This window comes from Legionella shakespearei DSM 23087, from assembly GCF_000373765.1.
Classification (GTDB): domain Bacteria; phylum Pseudomonadota; class Gammaproteobacteria; order Legionellales; family Legionellaceae; genus Legionella; species Legionella shakespearei.
Genome location: NZ_KB892437.1, coordinates 43,667 through 68,191, shown reverse-complemented (window position 1 = coordinate 68,191; position 24,525 = coordinate 43,667). Strand labels below are relative to the sequence as shown.

Genomic DNA, 24,525 nt, shown 5'->3' with positions numbered 1-24,525 from the left:
AAAACTCATTGTAATTCAGATAATATTATCTGTATAATTCATTATTTTTAATAAGTGATGAATTATTTTGATATTACTTGATCCGCAATTATTAGCATTTGAAGCAATTGTTAGCGAAGGGACAGTTCATGCTGCTGCAGAATCACTTTTTTTGACCCAAACAGCAGTCACTCAACGCTTGCGTCTGTTAGAACAAAAAATGCAAACTACGTTGTTCATCCGTAGTCGCCGTGGCATGTTGTTAACTGCGGAAGGTGAGCAGCTGCACCGCTATTGTCAGAGAGTAACTGAAATGGGAAGTGTGGTGCTTGCAAACATTCAAGGGGCGGGTGTTTTATCCGATTTACGGATGAAAATTGCGGGGCCATCCAGTATTATGCGTTCAAGAATTATCCCTCAATGCCAACCGATATTGAAAAACTTTCCTAAGTTGCATATGTCATTTTTAATAGATGACACTTTTGATATCAGCCAGCAGTTGAAATCTGGTGCCGTTGATTTTGTGTTAGTAAGGCCAGAACAAGTGACTCAAGAGATGAACAATAAGCCTTTATCTCCAGAACATTATTTATTAGTTTGTTCTGCAAACTGGAAGCATCGCAAATTATCTGACATCATTAGGAATGAAAAAATAATCGATTTTGATCAGAATGATCAAATGACCTTTTCGTATTTAAACAAATATGGTCTATTAAACGGAATTCAGTCAGAGCGACACTTTGTTAATAACACGGAAAGTATTGCCCAATTATTTATTGCCGAATTTGGTTATGGTGTCCTTACCAGGGAATTTGCAGAACCTTACATACAAGCAGGGGGCTTACATATTCTTAATGAGGGGAAAGCCTACATTAATCCGATTACACTGGCATGGTACAAGAGACTTGAGCAGCCAGATTATTTTGCAGCTACAATTGATGCTATTAAATAGTTTTGCGTCCAAGCTACAGATTCTGAGTCAAAGTCGCAAAAGCGATGTCCGCTGCGTAAATCCTTAAATACTCTTTCGGGCATTTAAGGATTAAGCCATAGAATAAATTTTTTAATTGCTGACCGATTCAGATAATCGTGTTGTATTCAGCTCAACTCCATGATCCAAATCAGATACTGGGGAAAGTTCAATTTTTGCCAGTCCTAAATCATTGCCATCTATCAATCGAAGGTCATAATTCATTACTAAATCGGCAATAAAGGTCTGAAAAATAAATTCGGTAATTACATTCGCTGGGCATTTTCTTTTGCCGTAGAAGAAAATCGACTTCACGCAGTTCTCCAGTGATTTATCATCATCACTAATGTAACGTGAGGGATCAAATTTTTCAGGATTAGGCCAGACTTTAGGATCGAAACGAGGTAGAGCATTCAATATTGCTATCAGAGTACCAGGAGGAACCTGGGTTACTATCTCTCCCTGCTTGTCCTTTACAGCAACGCCATATTCGCTATAACGCAAAATAATAGTTTCAGCCTCCAGATGCTCGGGCGTTTTTTGTTGGAAATCACGCCTTAAAGACTCTAGATAAATTCGATGTAACAAGCCATTGTGTTCTCTGTCTTGCATGATGTCATCGCGTTTTTGTTCTGAGTTCTTTTCAGCAAATTTTCGTTGTTGCAACTCATGTCGTAATTGGAGAAAAAGTTCCTGATTTCTAGCCAATTCAGTTAATGCGCTACTTACAGGAATAACTATCATATCTCCAGGCAAAGGTAATATAGGCAAGGTTTTAATGGTTGCTTCGTGCAAATAAGGCTGTAAATCTGCCTCCGTCATGGCTGCCAGATAATCCAGAAACTGGTCTTTGTCCTTCGCCAATTCAGGCTTTGTTTCTTTCACTCGTTGGGCAATGAAACGAGCCAAAGCATTAGTAATACCAGATAAGTTTTCTGGAAGCGCTCCAGTGTCATCATGTTCCATTAAGGTATGAAAACACTGTAGAATCTGATCGCTCTGTTGGGCAAGAAATTTTTCTGCTGCAACAAGATAATCCGTCTTTGTCTGTTGATAACGCGGGATAAAAGAGAAAAACCACGAATAATAAGCGGTCATTAATTTAACCGATAACGTTTTACCAAAACTATCCAATTTATCTTGAATCAATCCGGAGAACCCCTGCAAGGCCTGGTGCAAATCAAATGGAATGGATTCAATATTAAATAAGCCGCGAGCAACTGTATTTCTTAAAGGAACGGTCGCCAGCTCAAGTAGAGATATTTCTCTTCTTCCGTCTTGAAGAAATAAGTGCATGGCCTGATGAGTATTTTCAATATAATCCGCTGGACGAGTAAGCAGACTTGAGAGCAAATGGTGATGGGTTAGAGCAGTATTTTCTGCATCGTCTTTAGCACGTGTACTCAGAAAATTGCCTCCGACGAAAAAGCGCAACCCGGTTTCACCACGCCTGCCATTAGGCTCTCCATCAAGAGTATCAATCAAGTGAGCCATATCCAGATTCGTTGGATTTACAAATGCAACCTGTCCGCCAAGCAAGCCAAAATTCATCGTTACGACAGGTTCAGGGGCGTTTTTTATAGTATCAAATAACGACGGAGAACTAATTTCCCCCCATAAAACACGAGAAATAAATGAAGAAAATCCACTAAGAAAATGAAACATAAAGCAGTATCCTTACGCAATAGATGATTTAAATTAATAAAGTCAGTGCAATCAAAAGCACAGACTGTTTTTTATTGGTCAACGATATAATCACATGTTACCAGGCGATTTACAACTCTAGTTTCTTTGATGTAATGGTCGGGAGGTTTAATCTTGTTATCGCTGCATCAAGGAAATACTACTCTATGTAATTCAGATAATATTATCTGTATAATCATTATTTTTAATAAATGATGAATTATTTTGATATTACTTGATCCGCAATTATTAGCCTATTAGCCTATTAGCCTATTAGCCTATTAGCCTATTAGCCTATTAGCCTATTAGCCTATTAGCCTATTAGCCTATTAGCCTATTAGCCTATTAGCCTATTAGCCTATTAGCCTATTAGCCTATTAGCCTTTGAAGACAGTTAAATTTTTTTCGAGGTATACAATAAAATGAATATTCTTTTAAAAGGACTTTGTATTACATTAGGCCTATCTTTTTTTTCAACTGCAATGGCCTATGGAACGACCACAGAGGCTAACGCTGTAGAATCAGGGCCATTGATGGTATTTCAGGTAATTCAAAGCCAGTTGACTCTTAATGCTGCAATGATTGAGTCAGCAACAATTATCGAACCGGCGAATTCTACAGACTCATATGGATTGCAAATAAAATTGAGCAGTTCTGCGGCAACTGAGTTAAAGCGATTAAGCGGTGAAAACATAGGCAAGAGAATGAATCTGGTCTTGGGTGATGTTGTGGTTTCTTCACCGATAATTCGAAGCAGTCTGGGAGCCGAGTTCCAGATGTCTGGTTTGACTAAAGAGCAGGCACAACGATTTCTGAGTCAAAGTCATAAATAACCGTAGCCTTGATGCAGCGATAGCGAAATCAAGGTTTTCCTTAGCTTTCAGATCTTTAGGAATATGAAAACCTTGATTTCGCTATCGCTGCATCAAGGCTACATGTCATTGATATTAAAGACAATCACTGAACCATCTTGTAACAGTCTCTTCACCTCTTTGCCGTTTCTCGATCTACGTCGTCCTGAGCGCGTCTTTTTGCGCGAAGGATCTCCTGAAAGCGGCAGGGTGCCAGTATTTGGAAATTCTTAGCAAAAAGGACGCGCGAAGAAACGAAGTGAATCGGTACACAAAGATATGTAGAAGAGGCTGCTGCTATTAGCTTTCCCGGCTGCAAGCAGACCGGGCTACACGTCCTGCAAAGGCTTCTTTCTGGCTTCGACATTACCGCGTAAACTGGGAGAATTACTAAGTGCAATGGATGCGTCAAAGTGTTTTTCCAGTGTAGGTCAGGTGAACATCATTTTCTGAGTAAGCCGAATTCTGACTCCACTTCAGCAGCTTCTTGTTTTTTCCGTGTATCTGCTTGTTGAGTTGCTTCGTTGACAAATCTTCTGGTATGAAAAAACAGGCAGGAAGCCCCATATCCATGCTCATATTCACCATTATGAGCATTACGCAGCACTGCTCCCCAGTCTGATTCGGGTTCGACTGCATTTGCAGCTTCAAGCTCTGCAAAAAGCAAATGATTTGGCAGGGGATGAGATGATCCGAAATCAGAATAATCGCCTTTTAATGCGTGTTGAAGCAATATCCTATTTTCTCTGGTATCTGGTCTGCTCATTATTTGATTGACCAATTTTTGCAATTCTTTTTCACGAATGCTACATGTTTCTACAAACTCTCCACGTTTCATTTAATCATCCTCAAGTGATATAAAGGTATTACAAAAGTTTATTGTACTTTATATGGGCAGTTATGGTTTGGTTCTAAAAGGACAACATGCTGTCCGATAAGGACAAATTGGAACAAGCTGACCTTGTGATTTTATGGTCTATTATTTATTCTATAGAAATCGGAATTACTTCATTTAAGGAAATAGTTATGTACATTTTAAAATGGATTTCTGAAATACATGCTATTTCGCAAAATGGTCTTACCTACTCAAGGAATGAATTTGATATAGAACGTTATAATCAACTTGAGCGTGTCGCTAAAGAAATGGCAGCTTATTTTTCTGATAAAAATATTGATGATGTTGAACATTTTTTTTCATTAGAAAAAGGTTACGCCACACCAAAATTAGATGTCAGAGCATTTATATTAAAAGATGGCCAACTATTACTTGCAAAGGAACGCTCTGATAACTTGTGGACTTTACCGGGAGGCTGGGTTGATGTTAATGAATCTCCATCTGAATCTGTTGTAAGAGAAGTGCTTGAAGAAACTGGTTTCAACGTACGATTAACAGGAGTTAATCATCGTGTAGCCCGGTCTGCTTGCAGCCGGGATAGAGTGCCGCAATTATGGTACGGAGCCTTGTGTAGCACGATTTGAGTATCGGTGTAAAGTACGTGCCAGTATAACTGTTCCGCTCCTTAACAGTCGCGGCTCGGTTTTCTGGTGTACGATAAAGTCAATACAAACGCACGGAAACCGAGCCGCGACTGTTAAGGAGCGGAATTTTTGTCGGGGCACAGAGCATTGATTTAGATTAAACAGGACAGCCACGTGCTGTATACAGAAAACCAAAATGGTTGCATCCGACCAAAGATTAATGAAAAATGCTTGACCTTAACGTCACGTAAACCTTTATCGTGTATCTGGTTATTAGGAGGAGTGCAATATGAAGTACACGATTAAACAATTAGCCAGACTTTCTGGTGTGAGCAGTCGCACTTTGCGCTTTTATGATGAGATTGGTTTACTAAAGCCAGCATTTTATGGCGAGAATCAGTATCGCTATTATCAAGAAGAGCAACTACTTTTGCTGCAGCAAATCTTGTTTTTCCGCGAACTTGAATTTCCTCTTAATGACATAAAGCGGATTTTGCATTGCGATGATTTCGATAAAATAAATTCATTGCAACTGCATAAATCTTCTTTGCAATCTAATGTTGAGCGAACACTAACACTCATCCAGACGATTGATAAAACCATTTCACACTTAAGAGGACAAAATAAAATGGCTATTGAAGAAATTTTTGACGGTTTTGACCCAATGAAACAACAAGAACATGAACAATACATGCTCGATACTGGCGTTCTTTCTCAACAACAAATTGATGAAAGCTGGCAACGTGTTGCCCATTGGAAAAAACCTGATTGGGAGCAATTTACAGAGGCTGGTGAACAACTGAACTTAGCGCTTGTGAACGTACTCCAGCAAGGGCAAAAAGTAGATTCTGATGAGGTTCAGGAACTTATTCAAAAGCACTACGACTGGGTTAATAATTTTTGGACTCCTAATAAGGAAACCTATTTAGGACTTGGACAAGTGTATTTAGATCATCCTGATTTTCGTGAATATTATAATCGCTTTCATCCGGATTTGGCTGAATACATAGTTGCTGCTATGAAGGTATTTGCAAAACATAATTTAACTTAAAGTTTGACTGCCTGCTTTGCTTGCTGATAAATCTATTTTTATTGATACTGTTCCGCTTCCTGACGGTCGCGGCTCGGTTTCCGTGCGTTCGTATTTACTTTATCGTACCCCAGAAAACCGAGCCGCGACTGTTAAGGAGCGGAATTTTTAATGAAAAATGCTTGACCCTAACGCAACGTAAACCCTGGTTATTAGGAGGAGGGGGATGTGTAACAAATAATTCCATTTGTCTATGCTAAAATTAGACATATAGAACTTTATTTGGTAATCATCATGGGAAAGAAAATCAGGTATCATTCTTTTGATTTTGATGGTAGTTTGAGTAATGAAGCTTATTGTGACGAATTAGATCGAACAGTACATGACCAGAGTAAAGGGCAGAAATGGACAGATCAGGCGACTGCAGAACAAGCTGACCAAGCCATTTTAAAGGCTAATAAGGACTTCTTAGATGGGATTATTTTAACACGTGGAGATAGCGAAGATTATGTCATTGTAGGCTCTAACAGGCAGGATATTATCATGGATTTTGGTAATGGCTCTGCAGGAGTAACGCCGCCAGGCTCTGCATTTCCAAGACTTCAGGCTCTTGCCACCAGATTAAATGCAAAATTTGATAAATTTCTCCTTGCCGATCTTGAGTCTGGAAATAAATTTGGTACGGAATTTGATACAATACTTGATAGCGGGATTCTCGAATCCAACGGCAGTTATAAATCCGACACTAAATGGAGTAAACTGGATGCGGATGACAGATTTGCCAAATTGGTTGATGATTCCAGTAAAGTCTCCTTATTGTTTGCACAAATGCAAAAAGCATCCATGGAACATCCTCATGATGAAATCGAGTTTAATTTCCATGACGACAGAAAAGATATCGTCGAAGAGCTACAGAGCTTTTTTGAAAAAAATCCCAATCTTATTCCAAAAAATGTGGTGTTGAACTTACGTGGCTATTCAGGCCCACAGCCAGAAGGTGTGCATAAAACCCAAAGAAGAGATGATGTTTATCCTTATGGAAAAGTACAAGATATTGCAAAAATTCAAGGTAAAGGTACTATTCCTAAAGCGACCGAAGAGTGGGCAGATTTTTATAAACACATGAGAGCTGCCATTATATCAGAAGCTAACGATCCTGATCTTTCGCATATAAATGTTGCCAGACAATTTAACCCTGGTAAACTGCTTGCTCACTATACTAATGAAGCCATTACTATAAATGAGATCCCAAAACTGGCCCAAGAGCAAATTGCCACACATCTGAGAAAGGTGAGTTTTACAGATCGACAAGCTTTTACTGAAGGGGGACTTGAACAACAACTTCTTGCTAAAGCCGTTGGTCATGAAAAATCAACTGGACGAGCACATCGATATAGCGTTAGTGCCGAAACAATGAAAACAATAAAGCAGGAGTTCCAACAGTTGAAAGGGGATCACTTGAAACGCGAAATTTTGTTGGATTTTAAAAGCCAGATTGAAAATATATCAACTATAGAAGAGTTACAAAAGTTCGAAACAGAAAATATAAAAAACAAATCAGAAAGTTATAAAATCCTTGCAACAAGCCAAGACTTAACCACGAGAATACTGCATTTAGAGACAGATTCAGTTAAGGCTCTGAAACATATGATTAATGAAAAAAGAGTTGTTCTAAATACAGATCTGGAATCAAGCAAAAAATCCAGTCTGAGTTAATTGTTTCATGCGCTGCATCAAGGCTACAGTTTTTTATATATTTTAATCAATTTATGGTAATGAAATTCCCAAAAAAATCTTTTTATTAATTTAAAGTAAGATAAATTCGATGACATCTCATATTATTGGTATTAGCGGAAACATGGGGGCTGGAAAATCCACCCTTACTAGGGCGCTTGCAAAAGAGTGGCATAGTACTTTTCTTATGTGGGATGATTTCGATGCGATTTCCACAGGACCAGAGGACTACATTGATTGGTATAAACGTGGAGAAAACTATACAGAATGGAATTATCAGAAGTTGGCAGACATTCTGGAATCTCTTAAAATGGAACAACCCATAGTTCATCCAACATTACAAATTACTCTTAATCCTACAAAATATATTATTTTTGATGCTCCTTTAGGGCGATTTCATACGCAAACTGGAATGTATATCGATACATGGGTTCATCTTGACGTGCCACTGGATGTTTCATTATGTAGATGGTTACTTAGAAATTACAAAGAAACAAATAGAACAAAAGATGAGCTTATTTCTGAAATAGATTTTTATTTAAATAACTCAAGACCTCTATTTGACGATACGAAATTCAAAACTGAGGCGGATATAATCATAGATGGAATGCTTTCTACTGAACTTCAGGTTAAGAGCATTGAAAAATATATAATGAATGAAAAGCTCTAACAACGGTTAAAAAATTAGAAGGGGGGATTCAACTCGTTAACGCAATTTTTTATATAAAACAATCAGTTAAGATGGGATAAAATTCTTTATTGATTTTGTATATTACCTTAACGTAAGTTATGGATGAGAAGCTTGATTTACTTCGATGCCGTTCGGGCTGAGGAGAGGCGATAGCCTCGTCTCGAAGCCTTAGCACCATGCCCAGGCTTCGAGACAGCGCTATCGCGCTTCCTCAGCCCGAACGGCATCGAAGTAACGACTGGATAAAGCAAGCTTCTTATCCATAACTCAGTTAGCAAGCAGATAATATTTCGAGCATTACAGAATTAATGATACATTAAGAAACAATACTCCGCTCTAATGGCGTTCTCGAGCGCGCCGGAATGGCTAGTACTTCATTGCAAAATTTTGATGCCTATCTTCCTTAACTACACTTATAGCATTAAGTCTGATTATATATATTAAAGGAGCCCCGAGGTAAGCGTTTGGAACGTTCATAACGTAGCTTTAATTGTACTCTTTTTCATTAATTTCTAAAATAAAATAATTATAAAAAAATAGTCTTATATTTTTGCACGCCTGTAAATACCCTTGTCGAATCATCTTTCAGGCGTGCATTATTGGTATACTGGGGATCATGTTTTCTACCTCTTGATCGGTAATCCTCCCATTTTTAACTTATCTTAAAAGTAGAAACTATTTAAGCTTCGACAGGTGTTGCTAATTTAAACGGCACTAAGGAAAAAAATTGACAAAATATAATTTGAATAATATAGTACCAATTTTTCGACATTTACATTAAATTGAATGTGACTTTGGGGTTATAAATGATGAAATTTTTTGAGCGTTCTGGGGTATTATTAACGACATTAAGTCGAAACGCTTGGAGAATCCAATCTACTACCTATGATAATCGTTTACGGTTGTTTGAAGCAAGTTTTGTACCACGCGAAACCATAGTCCAGCAACTTACCAACAACAATTGGGCATACGCTGAGGAGACTGCGGATCAGAATCTACGCCATCAACAAGAATCTGTAGAAAGTTATAATGAAAGTAAACAATATCTTCTTAATGAATTGGCAGAAGCAATTGCGACTGGTCAAGGTTCAATTTTAGTCCAAAACAGCCTTGTATTAACAGTGGTTGAGCCCATTTTGCTTTCGTTCAATATTGATGTCAGACATAATGGGGATCTCTTCTCCGAGGTCATCATACCCGATGAGTTTTGTTTGCCTAATAGTCAATTACCTAAACCTGAAGGCTTGCCAGGACATGAAGCATGGCTTTCTCAATTCACTGCTGAATTAAAAAAGACGATTGCAGAGACAGAAAACCCAACCAAAACACTCGATGTAGTGAAATATTGTCCCCTTTAGTCTGATTAGGGTTTATATTTTGCATCTAAACAGTGTCTATTTAAAAATGCTTGAGTAGGCAACTTCCAACTGTTTTTTTAGCTCTTCAATTTGTCGTTGTAAGTTCTTATTTTGTTTTTTAAGAACGCTGATCTCCTTATCTTTTGATTTCAGTTTCAATGCCTGTTCTTGTACGTAATGATTTCGCTTGAAACTATCTCTGGACTGATTTATATGCTTTTTTAAAGCAGGATCTTTATATAGAGTAGTTTTTGAAACCTTAGCAAAATTAGCTACCGACTCAAAATTAATCGGTAGCTGCTGTTCCTCCATGACTTTTAAGGCAATTAATACACGTTCAAGAGTGGCAGCACGCTTTTGGCGTGCTGCTTCTTTAAGGGCGGTTATTTGTTTTGAATCAGTACTACTCATCTTTATCACTCTCTAAAGTCTGTATAATTGATTTAAGGTTATTGACAACATCTGTATTCATCTCAACGATGCGATCCCAGCCATTTTGTTTGGCATTATCGATGATTTTTACCGTTTCATCTAATTGCTTTTTATGATTAGGTAAATGCGCTCCAACATTGGTTTGTGTAATATAATGATTTCTTTAACGTTGTGAACGATCTGAACGGTTAAGCTTAATGGTCTGATTATCACAATAATCAGACTTAAGACTATTGTCTGGGAGTGTTGATATTCCCTATTTCAGGTTGAGACTCTCTTGGTATTTGTTCTTTGTAGTTTTTGGTTTGTTCAATACTAGCGAGCTTTTTCTCATGTTGATAAGCACTTTCTAAATCTTTGTGCTCATAGTCATAAGTAGCTTTAATACTGCTTACTGGTGTTTTAAAACCAGCAGCCACTTTGGCTGCCAAATCAATTGATGCTTTATTTGTTCCTGCTGGTTGTACGATTACCTTAGGCTGTTCTCCAAAGAACAATTTTGAAAAGATACCAGGTTTATAAATCTGGATGCTTGCTTCACCCTTCGTTTTTTCATCTGCCAAGAGTATAGTTCCTTCATATCCAGTCAAAAATGCTAACCATGGCTTGGGTTTGGCAACGGTTGCCTTAACGCTATCACTAATTCCTGGAATAAGATTTTTAGGATCTATCACAGATGAACCCATTATCGAATTTAATTTTTCAAAAGCAGGATCGTTATCGGAGGCACCAAAATTAATTTCGTATCCTGGATTCACTTTAACGAAATTGAATTCAAAAGGTTTAGCTTTAATCTCATTGTATATTGTCCTTAGAAATTCCGGATTAAAATCACCGCCATTATTAGTTCCTTTGAGGTTTCTTACGAGGCCATCCAGCGTCATTTTATTCTGCTCTGCTATACTGGGATTATGCAAATCAGTATTAAGCATTATGGTTTGAAATGCTAAAAGATAGGCCGCATCTTCATTGGCAATTACATCAGGATTTTGCTGACAATAAGCCTCGCTAAAGCTTTTAACAAGCCTATCGATTTTTTGGGCCTCTCCTGGCAGTTTAAAGGCTTTTAGAAAAATTCTTAACCCATTAACAAAGCTTTGTCCTTCGAAATTTAATTGACCAGTAAATGCCTGTAATGCTTCTTTGTTTTCTTCTTCTGGCCCACTCAGATAATCACCAACTGATTCCAAATCCAGATTTTGCCTTTGCTGGTAAAGAAATTCTCCAATCGTTTCTGCGGAAGAAATGTTCTCTTTATCACATATCTCTTTTATTCTGGCGATACCATTTTTGGCTTTTGCATTAAAAAGTTCAATAATTTCTCGGCTGGCTTCTTCAATTTTTGGATGCATTAAATGCTCCTGTGATATTACTATTTCAAGGTTTATGAGTAAATTATAGACAGAATAATGATAAAGGCGAATGATTTCGGTTAGGCTATAGACCGACGACGCGGATTGGGGTGAAGTTGATCCGGAATAGCACATGCGTAGCCCGGTCTGCTCGCCACTACCATTAAGTTAAGGAATTCCGTCGTCCCGCGGCTTGTCCGCGGGATCCAGGAATCTCACTCCGAACTTAGATCTCTGGATACCGCGGACAAGCCGCGGTACGGCGGAGTAGCGCTTAACTTAATGGCAGTGGGTCTGCTCGCAGCCGGGATCGAAGTGGCAATGAGCTAATTCCGTATTACAGCTACGAAATCAGATATGTGCCAAGAGCGCGACCTGCTTTAAAAGCAATACAGGAAGCATATTGTTCATATTGTGGCATTTGAATTTATCATATAAACTAGTGTAGTTGTATAAAATATGGAATTAAATATGTTAACCGAACTCTCAGTAAGGGAATTTGAAAAGTCAATTCAACAGACGGCACGTATAAAATCATTTAACTATTTCAAGATTTCCCTTGATGAGGGAAGTAAACCCAGAAATTACACTTTTGAGCTTGTGTTTCATCAAAATGTACTGCATACATGCAGGGAAATTATTGATGTATTTGCCGCAAATTGTTTTGCTGGTACACGATTTTATACTTCCGCAGATGAAACGAACATAAAAGTTACGTTTACTACCAATTATCCCGATATCGTTTTACTTGGCCTCAGCATGTTGGAACTATTACCAAAGAAAGAGCGGGAATTAATTGAAGAACGATTGAAGATTGAAAAGACACCTCAATCCAGCGCTGCTTTTAAAATTTTAGACTCACGTTTGAATAAAATCACTGGTGGACAAACAATTACTACTGCCGATATTCTCTTTCTCAGTTGTATTAAACCTGAATATCAACAGCAGCAGTTAGATAAAATGGGCAAGCTAAACTTTCTGTAATACCCCCTGCTACATCGGTTAAATTCGGTCATTTAGGTTTTGTAGCCTGTATTAGCGGAGCGTAATACAGGATTGAGGTGGCAAAATTTCCCGTATTACGGCTATCGCCTAATACGGGCTACGACATTGTGCCATTCTCGGATGTACATTCACTCAATGTACATCCTACGGATTAATAACCCAAAAGGTATGCCTTTTCATCTTCTTCACTATGGTCTTCATTAGGCACTTGATTCACAGCAAGTTGTGACTCTATAAATTCTATGTAACATGATAGAGTGATTTCCATAGTGCTTTTGTAATCTGAACTGTCATTGACTAACTCTTTTAATTCGCTCATTAGTGACAGATGTGAAGTGCAACCATTTTCTTTGTATTGCTTTATAAGAAAGCGAACGCTGGTTAAGGTTTTATCTTCACTAAAGAAATAAGATGATAGACTGCTATTAGTTTCACAAAATGTGTTCATTAAATGAATCAGATTAGTAGAATCGCTTGCGGAACAATCCCAGATTTGGCGAAGCATTGGAACGATTTTTATCAGCAGAGTAATATCCCGATGCCTTGGGGATAATTGGTCTGCCCTCTTTCCGTCTGGTGTTGTCATTTGAATAACAGCATCTGTACAATGAGGGCTGTTTAACAGGGCAAGAACTTTATCTTTTCTATAATTCAAGACCGCTAGCATCAAGGCGGTGTACCCGGAATCATTTTGAGCACTCAGGATTTCCTCATTACATAAGGGGCTGTTCAGTAATCTGGCGAAAGTATCTAAAGGAACCTCCAAAGGCTCTGCCCATGCCGCCAGCATTAAAACGTTATAGCCTTGATCGTTTTCCTGGAGTAACAGTTTTTTATCGAATTTGGGATGATTTAATAAAAATGAAAGCATTTCATTCTTGGGGCGATGGTATAAGGTAAGCATCAAAATATTCTTGTCCTCCTGGCCCCAGGTTTTGGTTACCATCTCTGGAGTACACTTTTCATCCGCTAGTATGATTTGTGCAGCAGCCAGGTTTTCATCGGCGACAGCTACAAGCAAAGCAGAGCTTTGATATAAAATTTCTTTTGTACACTTTGCATGATTAATTATTGCTCTAAGAGTAATACGATGATCTTTGTGACTGTTTCTATGACCTCTGCTAGATACCTGAGTCATGGGCGTGTATCCCTCATGATCTTCCTGCAATAAATCTTCATCCAGACAGAGAGGACTGTCAAGCAACATCAAAACAATGTCCGTATACGCCCTTTTGGCAGCAATATGTAATGGAATTTCTCCCTCATGACAGGTTTGTGTCAGGGCTTCTCTTGTACATTTGGGATGATTAAGTATTACGCTGACAGTTTCAGGATGGTCACACAAGGTTGCCTGATTCAATGCACTGCCTCCCCATTTATCTTGATGTAAAAAGACTTCATGAGTACATTTTTTATGGTCCAATATCGCTTTAACTATGTTAGTACGGCCCTTTCGAGCAGCGAGTGTTAAAAGAGTTGAGTCGTGTTTCAACTCCTGTAACAGAATTTCCTTTGTACATTCAGGCTTGTCCAATATGCTAACCAGCTTTTCTGTATCGTTTTGTTCATAAGCCTCTAGCAAATCCTTTTTAATTTTACGTTCTACTTCTTCATCAATAAAATGTTTTAAAACATCAAGAAGTTTTGCTGTACTGCCTTGTTCATGAGCCATTAATAAAGCCAGGGAAACGATTTGCATCTCTTCATGGGTTATAAGAAGGGTCTTATTTTCATCTTTCATTTAATTTGTCCTGTTATTGGAAATATTGTAATTATATTTGATGGTTAGGTTGCAAAATAACCGGGTAAAACCCCGATATTTGCACCCTTTTCTGTTATTGCTGAATCAATATTTGTTTTTTTCAGGACATTTTGTAGAACTGACAAAAAATCTAATCTGAGGTATATTAAAAACTTGCGAGCGGAATTTTTATTTGCCTCTCCATTTTCTAATTCTTTAAGTTAAGGATAACGAATGAAAAAAAATCTTGTTTCTATTGCCGTAAGTGCCGCTGTTTTTTCAGGAAGTCTATTTGCGGGCACTATGGGGCCAGTTGCTGATATGAAAAATTTTTATCTCAGGGGAGATGTTGGATATAATTTTTATAATAATCCTTCTGCTATCACGGCAAGTTATCTGTCGAATGATTCAATCAATGCCCTGGATTCAGATGTCAAAAACAGCGTAGGCTACAATGTAGGCGTTGGTTATCGTTTTATTCCCCAATTAAGAACGGACCTTACTTTTACTTACCGCCCTTCTATCTCCTTCCAGGCTACAGATGATGCGCCGGAGATCGGTGCTGCAAAACTTAGAAATTATACGATAATGGCTAATGCTTATTATGATATGGACTTTAATGCCCCTGTTACTCCTTATATCATGGGAGGTTTAGGGGTAAGTTCCAATTCAACTGGTATTATTTATTGGCCTTTTGTCCAGCAGAGTGAATTTGGTCGTTCAGTAAATCATTTCGCCTGGCAAGTAGGTGCAGGAATGTCTTATGCCCTGCAGGATAACTTCTTGATTGACTTAAATTATCAGTTTGTTGATTTAGGTAAATTTTCCAATACCGGACAATATGATACGGGTGGCCCATTTAATATTGGTTTGACAGGCACACCAACAACGTTTAATACCCTTTATAGCAATCAAGTCCAATTGGGTTTAAGGTATTATATTTAAGTTATTGTGTTGGGCTCCTGTAGCTCGGCCTGCTTGCAGCCGGGAATTTGTGCCACTTCGATCCCGGCTGCAAGCAGACCGGGCTACCGTTTCGCTCCAGACCTTGCCGAGCATGAATCCCGACCTCCGATTCATGTAACTGTGGGGCGAGCTGTAATGCCTCAAAAATCGCTTAATATCCGTTATCGAGTCTTTATGCAAGCTCTTATTGCAGTATTTGTTCCGGGATTTTATCAAGTGTTTCACCATCAAAACCTGTGGCTAATCCTATAACGCTCCATTCGCCGTTGCTTTTTTGCAAATAGCCAACCTGATCATCAAAATTTGGTTGGGCATAGTGGACAATCACTGACGCATAGGAAGAAAGACAACGGAGCGAAGACATTGACGCTCCTTGCGAAGCACCTTTAGAGTCTGCTTCTATGTAAGCTATAACGGCTGCCTGTATTTGTTGCGAGTCACTCTCATCACAGCTATATTGAGATGCCCAGCTTTTACCGAGCAAGGCAAAACTGAATAAAAGAATTGCAATTATTTTGCCGGATCTGGCTGATAGCAAAGCATTTTTATTCATTACAGGCTCCATGTAAGTGAATTGTTTTTATAAGTTTAGTTTAAATATGTGCAGCAAGAAACATTCATTGTAGCCCGTATTAGGCGCTAGCCGTAATACGGGATCGACGCATGAACTGTCCCGTATTACGGCTAGCGCCTAATACGGGCTACACGCGGCCTACGGTTTGGCGCCCTTTTGTTGCTTATCATAGGCTTCGGTGATCAGCTTGGCACAGGCACGGAGGTTGGCGTTCTCTATGTCTCCTGTAAATAATACATTCGCACCACCAAAATGAGGTGAAGGCTTGCTTCTCTCTAACATCATGGCCACAGACATATCTCTGCAACGCTCACTTACCTGTGCACCATTGTCCAGCAGAATCTCAACATAACCTGGTCGTTTTCCTTGAAGTGCAAGTTCAAGCGGATCAGTGTTATCCTCATTAGGAATTAAAACCGCAGTCTGATCTTTTTCAATTAACAGACTCACGATATCCATACCTTTTGCTTCTGCAAGATTTCCTAATGCACGAAACAACGGGGTCTCTCCGAAATCATCCTGGATGGATAGTTCTATTTGTTCACTTTTCATTAATGCTTGCAGAGCTTTTAAGTTACCTGTCATAGCAGCAATATGGGCAGCAGTGAGACCGTCAGATACAGTAATATTAGGATCAACTTTTCTTACTTCAAGTAAATAATCAATAGTATCTGAGCAATTATTCGCAGCAGCTAAATATAAAACGGTATTAAAATCTCCATCAGCTTGGTTGAAATCAACATCTTCAGGAAGCGCTTTAAGTCCTTGTAACATTTCTGAATCAGATTTTAATATAAAACCACTGGGAATTTGTTTGATAATCGCTGCTAAATGTTGTTGATTCGTACTAGGGCTAAATTTCATCATATCACCTTTGAATTAAATTGTAAGAAAAATCATGAGCAAAATGTTTATATTAAGTCCATTATAGTGTTAGTGGTAAAATATGCCAAGTTGGAGCGTAGTCCTCCAGTTATTCACGTCGTCCTGAGCGCGTCTTTTGGCGCGAAGGATCTCCAAATACTGGCACCATGCCGCTTTCAGGAGATCCTTCGCGCCAAAAGACGCGCTCAGGACGACGTGGATCGGGGACTCCCTAACGCTTATTACCATTAAGTTAACGTGAGTTTCGGATAAGAAAGTTGTTTGATGTTTACCTCGATCCGTTCGGGCTGAGGAAGCGCGATAGCGCTGTCTCGAAGCCTTGGCATGGTGCTAAGGCTTCGAGACGAGGCTACCGCCTCTCCTCAGCCCGAACGGCATCGAAGTAACGACTGGATAAACAACTTTCTTATCCAAAACTCGTTGAGTTAAGCGATACTCCACCGTACCGCAGCTTGTCCGCGGTATCCAGAGATCTAAGTTCGGAGTGACATTCCTGGATCCCGCGGACAAGCCGCGGGACGGCGGAACTCCTTAACTTAATGACAGTGTCCCTAACGTCGTCTTGGATCCCTAATCAATTACTGAAATATTCATTCAACAAGCTCATAACTATTGGCTTAAGCAGGAAGCTGCCGAAGGCTTTGTCTGTTGCCTCAGGTTCTTTTTTATCAGTGAGGTTGCTCACAAAAATATAGTGTTGATCACCCTGCTCAATAAAACCTACGAACCAACCATCACGCAATTTACTTGGGTTACTTAATCTCTCATTGCGTCCGTGGCGTCCTGAACCCGTTTTGCCGTAATATTGGGCGCCATTTGCCAGTTTACCAAGAAACATGTTATCAACAGTTTGCTGAACAGCTGATTGGCTTACTGGTAATTCATTGCTTAACATAGCGCTTAAAAATTGCAGTTGCTCTTTTGCAGAGATTTTTAAACTGCTGGATAACCAGGCATGAGTCAAGCCATTATTGGCTCCTGGATCACCACTAAAGTCCTGATTTCCATAAGAGAATCCGGCTAAATAATGTTTAATACGGGCATTTCCCAGTTGTGGAGTCAGCACTTGTGACACCCAGAGCACTGAGTATTTGATCCAGCTTGCCGCGGTTTGATCTTGATCGTGTTCTGGCAAAACACCTTTGGCGCCATTCCATTTAAAAACGGTTTTTTGATTGATAATACCTTGGTTAAAAGCCATTAATGACAAAGGGACTTTGAAGGTTGAATCCGGTGAAAGACGCTCGTTACAGCGATTGGCCGGATTATATTCACTTACTATTTTATGTTCATTGAGGTTATAAAGGATGAAACAGGCATTATATTTTTTAAATTGTTCTGCATATTCTTTCTTGCTTATGTCATGAGCAACAGCATGCGCGCTCATTAATATTAAAAACAGGGATATAAGCCTTTTCATTTACAACATCTCCAGAGGTACACACTTAATTCTTTTTATCTTCACGCAACATGTTCAGCCGCTGAATCATTGCATTAACTGCTTCTGCTTTCGTATTATAAATATCTTCATAAGAAACATGGAAGGTATTAAATTCATCTTCACACTCTACCCCGTCTTCCAGCAATTCAGTGACCGTTTGTCGGGATAATAAATAAAACTCTTCCTCAGTTTCAAAGCTGATAATCCATATTTGATCGCCAATTTTAAAGTGAACCATAAATGTCTTCCACTGTTATTTTGGGCATTACTATAAGCATAAATTGCTAATGAGTCGATAGTTGGATTTAATATTTAAGCGTAGCCTTGATTTCGCTACGTTGCATCAAGGCTACAATTATTGCTCCTTTTTCCTTACTTTTTTCGAAATATGGAGCACTTTATTGATGTCACAGATGACATTGCCGCTTTCATCTGTTATCTGAACTAAAAACTCAGGTTCTATCTTATTGCTTTGCTGTAGTTGTGATTTTATTGACGCAATTTGCTCTGGACTGAGTTCAAATTTGGCGTAAACAGTTCCTTTGGCAGGGATTTTATAACGGATACTGGCTGATTTATCCCAGACAATATAATCCTTTCCCAATAGTGTCATTAACATCAGCATATAAAAGGGATCGGTCATGGCATATAAAGAACCACCGAAATGAGTTCCGACATAATTCTTGTTCCAAAACCTCATCTTCATTTGCACAATAATGCAGGTAAAATCCTCGTTAAAACTTTTTACCCGAATTCCGGCGCCCCAGAAAGGCGGCCAAAAACGCATTAATTTTAATAAAGTGGCAAATTTCATGTGCTGACTCGGGTTTAATATTATTCATTAATTCTATACTGCACAGAAAGGAAAATGCCAGAAACGTTCGGTATTATTTATACAGGAAGAAAATCTGCACTAACAGTGTCCTTAAAATCATCTAACAATCGAGATGATTGCGTTTGAGCAAATAATCCCAACCGACCTGTTTGATGATAATTAATGCCAAGCGCAACAAGATAGCCAACGCCTAGTAAACCGATTGCTGTAGCAACTTCGGCGATCAACCAGCGAATGTTACGATGTTCCTCAAAGACATCTTTAACCCTGTCAATTTCTCTTAAGCATGCGTTCTGATATCGATCCAGGATAACTGGTGTGCGATGTGATTGTAAATATTCAGTATTTTTGCTCAGTCTATCCACCAGATTTTTCATGGCATCAGCTGTTTGCGTATGTCCTCTTTGGCGTAACTCGTATTCTTTAGTTCGCAAATGCCTTATTTTGCCGTGAATAGCTGATAGCTTATCATCCAGTTGACGCTCAAACCTGGATGAATAACAGGGTTCATTAGTTAAAGGGATAAACTTACTGTATTGAGCCTTAATCTCGCTAAATTGTCTGATAGTTTCATCCAGAGAAGAGCGTTTCTCTGGCCGTTGTTCTATCATACTTGCCAGGCAAGAGCGGATTTCTTGTTGTTCTTTATCTCCAAGAAATAAAGCAATTTCAGATAGTGAAAACAGCTGTTCGTTTGTAGATTTGCTTTTTATATATTCCGGGCTTTTCTGGCGATCTATATAATAGTTATGATAATCATCGCCCCATAAATAGCTTAATAGTCTGCCAGCAGAATAAATATCAGCTTTCGAAGTATATACGGGATGATCAACAAACGATTCTGGTGCCCTGTATGCTCGTGTTCCCAGCTTACGATAATCCTGATGTTCCATTGTGATGGCAAAGCCATAGTCGATTACAGTAACTGTAGGAGGACTGGTATTTAAGTCAACCAGTATATTTCCTGGTTTAATATCTCTATGTATCAGTCCTCTGTCAGTCACCTGAGTTTTGATTGCCTGTAAGATAGCCAAACTCAATTCAATGCGCTTTTCGACGGTGAGTTCTGGCAGATTTTCAGCAATATGTGAATATTTTTCGGGATGAAGAATTTTTTCCAAAGGAATTCCTTTAGCGCAATCCATAATTAAATAGCTTTTTTTGCCTTTAGGATCCTCAGAAAAAACAGGAGAACAGGCATTTAAATGCCCAGCTTTATTCAATGCATTATACTCGTTGTAAACAGAACCAAGACGGAGATTGGTCGGATGTTCCTGAACTTTAACCACCTTTTTACTGCTAATTTTGACTGAAAAATCTGCTGATTGAAACGTAATAGAACCTGTCAGCGGATAGGTAATTCCATAGCCCCCCTTCCCTTTAGGTGTAACGGATGGATCAAATATTTTATATCGGCTGCGATCTTTTCCCTTGCGAGGTGGCAGTTTTATAATGGATTGGGAAAAAGTGAAATTGTATTTTACTGATTTATAAGTAGATTCATAACTGGCATCAGCATGCCATACGCTGTTATTTTTTCCGTTATGTAACAGAAAATTCAAGGCTTCTCGCTTTAGAATGTCATCATGACTCCATGAAGTGAGATGTGTAGGTCTGACATGTAGTGCAACCGTGCGAACCATTATTTGAAACTATTTTGATTAAATGGCCTCATTTTAACACAACACAAACCTGTTGTTAATTAATTTAAACATCCTAATAAATTCTCTTCCAATAATGAATGATTTTATAGTATAAATAATTTTTTGATCTCAAGGAGAGACATTGTGAGTAAACTAAGTGCAGTAGGAATGGCAGAAGTCGAAGCGGCTCGTGCGAAAAGAGCAGAAGCTCTGAGAGCACTCACCGCAGCACCATTTGACTTAAATAATAAAACTCATGCAAAAGCGTTAAAGGAGTATACAGATCAATTCGAACTTAGTGTCAATGAAATGTACTTATACCAGGCTTTAAGTACAGGTTTAACGGCTTATGGTGGTTCCTGGCTTGTGGGGTTCTTTTTACCCGTTCCGGATTTTGTTAATTATTTTCTTACCAGTTTTCTATATCTCGGTGTCGCGGGCATGATTCTTGAACGCTTCAGTATGACTGATTTTTACGAGCAATTAGCTGAAATGAAGACTGTATATAACTGGTGTCTCAGTGCTGAAGTAGAGAATTCTCTGGATAATCTGGCTTATCCTGATGTACAAAGAATGGTTAAACTCATGGCACCATTGTGTAGTACTGATTTTATGCAGGTATGGCCTAAAATTACCACACAGACGGAAGAAAGCAGCAATATGTTTTCCAATACGCTGTCTTGGGGATATGCTGCGGTTTCTTCAGCAGCTTCTTTCTTTTCCTCTTCTTCGTCCAAGCCAAGTCAGGATCAGTTAGCTCGTATTCGTGAACTTAAAGTTAATGTAGAAACACGAGCTTTTGATGTTGGAATTTATACAGGACTAGAGCAGTCTATTAAATATTTTGCGACGAATACTGAATTCAGAACCATACTTAGAGACAAAATATCACAGCCTATTCAAAGTGTTAAAGAATATATTCCAAAGGCAATGATGTCGTAGTTAAATTTACCGGTTGATGGCAATGACTCCTGCATACGTCGTCCTGAGCGCGTCTTTTTGCGCGAAGGATCTCCAAATACTGGCACCGTGCCGCTTTCAGGAGATCCTTCGCGCAAAAAGACGCGCTCAGGACGACGTAGATCGGGTGACGACGTAAATCGGAAAGATACGCAGACAAGACAGTTGCTTGTAACCGGGAAAACGATACCCCAAAATATTCACTCACATTTTATTGAATAAATCGAGTCTTATTTTATGAACAGTATATTTGCTAGCAAGGCATTGCTTGATGCCGAATACAAACGTCTTTTTTTGAATAAGTTATCTCATCTTGATGAATTGAAAGAAGCCATAAAGGCTCGATATGATAAAAAAGACATTTCTGATGAGACGCTCAGGAAAATACTTTCCAATAACCATAAAGCTATTTTTGACTTTATTGGTTCTCATAACGAATCGCGCATCAGAAACTTTTTTGGTGTTCCGCAATTTCCTGACGACCGCGATAGCAAAATACGTGTTGCTGATCGCCTTATTCTGGATGCTGTCCATTTTGATATTATCGCTACTCTGATGATTCGCTTTGCAACAGAATATAGTCAAGATCAGGTCAATATAGATAAAGAATGGCAAACGGAGATTGACGCTATTCATGAGCTGGAATTAATAACGCCATTTCTTACCATTCAAAATGCAATCAAATTAAACAAGCAAAGAGTGTTTTGTGATTTAGTATTTCCCGAACAACAGTCCAATATTACTCTTTTTTACTTAAAGGGAAATTCTGTTATTCCGAACGGGAATATTTTTACTAACTGGTTACCCAAAGAGAAATCCAATCAATTAAAAACTACTTTGCTTTACATTTCCGCCGCTCTTGTTGCAGGTGGATGCATGATCCTTCCTCTCATTTTTACGGCAGGAGCCACCAGCCTGCTCACTATTATTTCAACAGCAATCATTGCCTTGCTTCTAATTGCAACAATTAGTGGAATTATATGGTGGACTACTTTGCCGAATGAGCCTGTACAGGGTGATGTAATTAAAATTAATGAATCGCATTCAGCAATAAACAGTGAAATAAGCCATAATAATCAGATTGAAAAGAATTCTGAGGAAGCTCCCTTTCATAATAGTACATGGAATTTGACTGCCAGTTCCTCGGAGAACTCTCTTTCAAGCAATGAGACAGACGAAGACAATGCCAGGCATGTAATGAATGGCACTGAGTTAAGGTCTTTTTAACTCCATTTGTAGCCGGTCTGCAATCTCGGGGGTAGACAGAAACACAGTCCCTGCCAGTCTAACTGTTCCGCTTCCTCACGGTCGCGGCTCGGTTTTCGTGCGTTCGTATCTACTTCATTGTGCACTGAAAACCGAGCCGCGACCGTGAGGGAGCGGAATTTTTGTTGCGGCGAGAGCATAAACTAAGATGAATTTGATTATAAATTGCATTTGATGGCACATTTATGCAAGAGAACACTTGCAATACCGCGCTCTGTATATATAATACCCTTCTAGTTCATTTGTTAATCTTTTAAAATCTTATGTTTTTTGTTCAAGAGCTTGAAATAATTATTACCAACATTTTACTTGCAAGTATAAGAGCCAAACAAAAGGATGGTTTTAGTGGTTATGAAGGATTTCTTTACGTACAAAATCTGGTAAAAATGCATCCGGGGATTCATCATTTTATCAGCATGCTCAGTGCAGAGTTGCTGTCGTTAAACCTTGCACAAAAGTCTGCAAGCACGGTAAAGAAACATCTTAATTCTATAGAGTCATTAGCTGAGTTTATTAATTTTATAGAAGGCAAGATTGAATCAGCGAGCTCAGAGTTAGCTTCTGACGTACAGTTTGATTGTACGCAAGAGAGGCTTCATAATGAAATCGATGAATTAATGGATAAACTATTCGGCGTTGATGATCATCGGCATCAAAATGATGGTGTTCTCTCCATTCGCAGAATGGATTCTTTGGCACGTCTGTTCTCCCTGCCCCTTTCTCTTTCTGTTTGTGCTGCCAGTGCTTTTCATCAGGGAAAAATTATTATTAGCGCTAATATGTCACAGCCAGATGATCAACAAAAAATTATTTTTATAATAACCGCGCGTCTGGCCCTCATGCATGAATTCATCAAAAGCTTTCCAGAAAATCTACATGACAATTACGATGATTTTAAAACTCTTACCGATCTGTGTGCTGATAAAATGAAAGCCATTGGTGGTATTTCGCTCCCTGGTGATGTATTCAATACCGCATTTTCAAAATTTGCTCATGCAATGATTTGTGATAAAGAAACCTTTTCTGAAGAAATCAGATTGATGTGGAAACAGGAACAATTAAATTTCACCATTTTATTGCCTGTAAGTGCACAGGATAAAAAAATTACCTTCATGGCATATTCACAAGAAAGCTCTACTGAGGAGGTATTGCCCATACCAGAATTTAAAGGTTTGGTATCAGTTAAGAGTGTGCATGCTGAACAGTTATTGGCTAAATATGTTTTAGGAAGAATGGATGAGCAGCAATATACCTCGGAGCAGCCTTTGCAAATTGGTGTACTGAAATTGTGCTGTAAAAGTTGTGAAAATAATTTAAAGCTACTTCCTGTGATGTTGCGCGGTGGGCACGGACATCTGTATAGGGACACCTTGAATTTCTTCGGACTTGAAGCCCCCTTGACCCCTCCAAGGCAGGGAAGGTCTTCGATCACCGCTGCTTTAAACAGTAATCCCAAATCCATTCAAGCTAAAATGAGAACGGATAAAACCGAAAGAAATTTATTGCATGATTTTGATCTGTCGGACAAAGACTTAATTTTTGAGTTGAGTGACAGTGATTCGGATCATGATTCTTCATTATCCATGAGATAATGTGAGTAAGGATAAGAAGAGTGTTTATCCAGTCGGCCGTTTGGGCTGAGGAAGCGCG

At 38.8% G+C, this 24,525-nt stretch carries 23 protein-coding genes; 12 read left to right on the top strand and 11 right to left on the bottom strand.

The genetic code is table 11. From position 1 onward, the window contains the following. Nucleotides 1–67 precede the first annotated feature (67 nt). Nucleotides 68–931 carry a LysR family transcriptional regulator gene (locus B094_RS0115285; RefSeq protein WP_018578698.1) on the top strand — a complete coding sequence of 288 codons (864 nt, stop codon included), beginning with the start codon at nt 68–70 and terminating at the stop codon, nt 929–931. Nucleotides 932–1,042: 111 nt separating this feature from the next. Here the strand turns inward: B094_RS0115285 and B094_RS0115280 are convergent, their stop codons facing one another. Continuing rightward, the gene (locus tag B094_RS0115280; RefSeq protein WP_018578697.1) at nt 1,043–2,614 is read right to left on the bottom strand and encodes a cytochrome P450; all 1,572 of its coding nucleotides are present in this window, start codon (nt 2,612–2,614) and stop codon (nt 1,043–1,045) included. A gap of 440 nt (nt 2,615–3,054) precedes the next feature. Here B094_RS0115280 and B094_RS0115275 point away from each other — a divergent pair, with 440 nt between their 5' ends. After that, nucleotides 3,055–3,465 carry a SecDF P1 head subdomain-containing protein gene (locus tag B094_RS0115275; RefSeq protein WP_018578696.1) on the top strand — a complete coding sequence of 137 codons (411 nt, stop codon included), beginning with the start codon at nt 3,055–3,057 and terminating at the stop codon, nt 3,463–3,465. A 460-nt stretch (nt 3,466–3,925) separates the two neighbouring features. Here B094_RS0115275 and B094_RS0115270 read toward each other — a convergent pair whose 3' ends face one another. After that, nucleotides 3,926–4,321: a hypothetical protein gene (locus B094_RS0115270; RefSeq protein WP_018578695.1), complete on the bottom strand. Its 396-nt coding sequence runs from the start codon at nt 4,319–4,321 to the stop codon at nt 3,926–3,928. An 86-nt stretch (nt 4,322–4,407) separates the two neighbouring features. Between B094_RS0115270 and B094_RS16610 the strand changes: the two genes are divergently transcribed. The 5 genes from B094_RS16610 to B094_RS0115245 all read left to right on the top strand — a co-directional run bounded on the left by B094_RS16610 (nt 4,408) and on the right by B094_RS0115245 (nt 9,775). Further along, nucleotides 4,408–4,962, top strand: coding sequence for an NUDIX hydrolase (locus tag B094_RS16610; RefSeq protein WP_018578694.1), 555 nt, complete (start codon nt 4,408–4,410; stop codon nt 4,960–4,962). 289 nt (nt 4,963–5,251) lie between these two features. Further along, nucleotides 5,252–6,013, top strand: coding sequence for a MerR family transcriptional regulator (locus tag B094_RS0115260; protein ID WP_018578693.1), 762 nt, complete (start codon nt 5,252–5,254; stop codon nt 6,011–6,013). Between the two features lie 273 nt (nt 6,014–6,286). Beyond that, on the top strand, nt 6,287–7,708 hold the full coding sequence (locus tag B094_RS0115255) for a hypothetical protein (RefSeq protein ID WP_018578692.1): 1,422 nt from the start codon (nt 6,287–6,289) through the stop codon (nt 7,706–7,708). A gap of 109 nt (nt 7,709–7,817) precedes the next feature. Further along, nucleotides 7,818–8,396 carry an AAA family ATPase gene (locus B094_RS0115250; RefSeq protein WP_018578691.1) on the top strand — a complete coding sequence of 193 codons (579 nt, stop codon included), beginning with the start codon at nt 7,818–7,820 and terminating at the stop codon, nt 8,394–8,396. Between the two features lie 827 nt (nt 8,397–9,223). Next, nucleotides 9,224–9,775, top strand: a complete 552-nt coding sequence (locus B094_RS0115245) for a hypothetical protein (RefSeq protein WP_018578690.1) — start codon at nt 9,224–9,226, stop codon at nt 9,773–9,775. A gap of 36 nt (nt 9,776–9,811) precedes the next feature. Here B094_RS0115245 and B094_RS0115240 read toward each other — a convergent pair whose 3' ends face one another. Then, nucleotides 9,812–10,186 (bottom strand): DUF6262 family protein, encoded by a 375-nt coding sequence (locus tag B094_RS0115240; RefSeq protein ID WP_018578689.1) that lies wholly within the window; start codon nt 10,184–10,186, stop codon nt 9,812–9,814. A gap of 251 nt (nt 10,187–10,437) precedes the next feature. Then, nucleotides 10,438–11,559, bottom strand: coding sequence for a T4SS guanine nucleotide exchange effector RalF (ralF, locus tag B094_RS0115235; protein ID WP_018578688.1), 1,122 nt, complete (start codon nt 11,557–11,559; stop codon nt 10,438–10,440). Between the two features lie 471 nt (nt 11,560–12,030). Here ralF and B094_RS0115230 point away from each other — a divergent pair, with 471 nt between their 5' ends. Next, nucleotides 12,031–12,543, top strand: a complete 513-nt coding sequence (locus B094_RS0115230; RefSeq protein ID WP_018578687.1) for a hypothetical protein — start codon at nt 12,031–12,033, stop codon at nt 12,541–12,543. Nucleotides 12,544–12,715: 172 nt separating this feature from the next. Here the strand turns inward: B094_RS0115230 and B094_RS0115225 are convergent, their stop codons facing one another. Beyond that, entirely contained in the window at nt 12,716–14,305 is a 1,590-nt protein-coding gene (locus B094_RS0115225) for an ankyrin repeat domain-containing protein (RefSeq protein WP_018578686.1), read from the bottom strand. Between the two features lie 234 nt (nt 14,306–14,539). On the opposite strand from B094_RS0115225, the gene B094_RS0115220 reads away from it, so the two are divergent. Then, on the top strand, nt 14,540–15,250 hold the full coding sequence (locus B094_RS0115220; protein ID WP_018578685.1) for an outer membrane protein: 711 nt from the start codon (nt 14,540–14,542) through the stop codon (nt 15,248–15,250). A 205-nt stretch (nt 15,251–15,455) separates the two neighbouring features. On the opposite strand, the gene B094_RS0115215 is transcribed toward B094_RS0115220, so the two are convergent. The 6 genes from B094_RS0115215 to legK1 form a co-directional block, all read right to left on the bottom strand. Next, nucleotides 15,456–15,824, bottom strand: coding sequence for a hypothetical protein (locus B094_RS0115215; protein WP_018578684.1), 369 nt, complete (start codon nt 15,822–15,824; stop codon nt 15,456–15,458). 159 nt (nt 15,825–15,983) lie between these two features. Next, nucleotides 15,984–16,712: an ankyrin repeat domain-containing protein gene (locus B094_RS0115210; protein ID WP_081621126.1), complete on the bottom strand. Its 729-nt coding sequence runs from the start codon at nt 16,710–16,712 to the stop codon at nt 15,984–15,986. Between the two features lie 592 nt (nt 16,713–17,304). After that, complete coding sequence (locus B094_RS0115205) at nt 17,305–18,150, bottom strand: penicillin-binding transpeptidase domain-containing protein (protein ID WP_018578682.1); 846 nt, start codon at nt 18,148–18,150, stop codon at nt 17,305–17,307. Nucleotides 18,151–18,175: 25 nt separating this feature from the next. Then, complete coding sequence (locus B094_RS0115200) at nt 18,176–18,409, bottom strand: hypothetical protein (protein WP_018578681.1); 234 nt, start codon at nt 18,407–18,409, stop codon at nt 18,176–18,178. A gap of 117 nt (nt 18,410–18,526) precedes the next feature. Then, nucleotides 18,527–18,985: a YiiD C-terminal domain-containing protein gene (locus B094_RS0115195; protein ID WP_018578680.1), complete on the bottom strand. Its 459-nt coding sequence runs from the start codon at nt 18,983–18,985 to the stop codon at nt 18,527–18,529. A 77-nt stretch (nt 18,986–19,062) separates the two neighbouring features. Beyond that, a complete protein-coding gene (legK1, locus tag B094_RS0115190; protein ID WP_018578679.1) occupies nt 19,063–20,649 on the bottom strand; it encodes a Dot/Icm T4SS effector kinase LegK1 in 1,587 nt (528 codons plus the stop codon). Nucleotides 20,650–20,793: 144 nt separating this feature from the next. On the opposite strand from legK1, the gene B094_RS0115185 reads away from it, so the two are divergent. The 3 genes from B094_RS0115185 to B094_RS0115175 all read left to right on the top strand — a co-directional run bounded on the left by B094_RS0115185 (nt 20,794) and on the right by B094_RS0115175 (nt 24,467). Continuing rightward, complete coding sequence (locus B094_RS0115185; RefSeq protein WP_026254059.1) at nt 20,794–21,591, top strand: hypothetical protein; 798 nt, start codon at nt 20,794–20,796, stop codon at nt 21,589–21,591. Nucleotides 21,592–21,846: 255 nt separating this feature from the next. Next, nucleotides 21,847–22,836 carry a hypothetical protein gene (locus tag B094_RS0115180; protein WP_018578677.1) on the top strand — a complete coding sequence of 330 codons (990 nt, stop codon included), beginning with the start codon at nt 21,847–21,849 and terminating at the stop codon, nt 22,834–22,836. Nucleotides 22,837–23,138: 302 nt separating this feature from the next. After that, nucleotides 23,139–24,467 carry a hypothetical protein gene (locus tag B094_RS0115175; protein ID WP_018578676.1) on the top strand — a complete coding sequence of 443 codons (1,329 nt, stop codon included), beginning with the start codon at nt 23,139–23,141 and terminating at the stop codon, nt 24,465–24,467. The last annotated feature ends 58 nt before the right edge of the window (nt 24,468–24,525 follow it).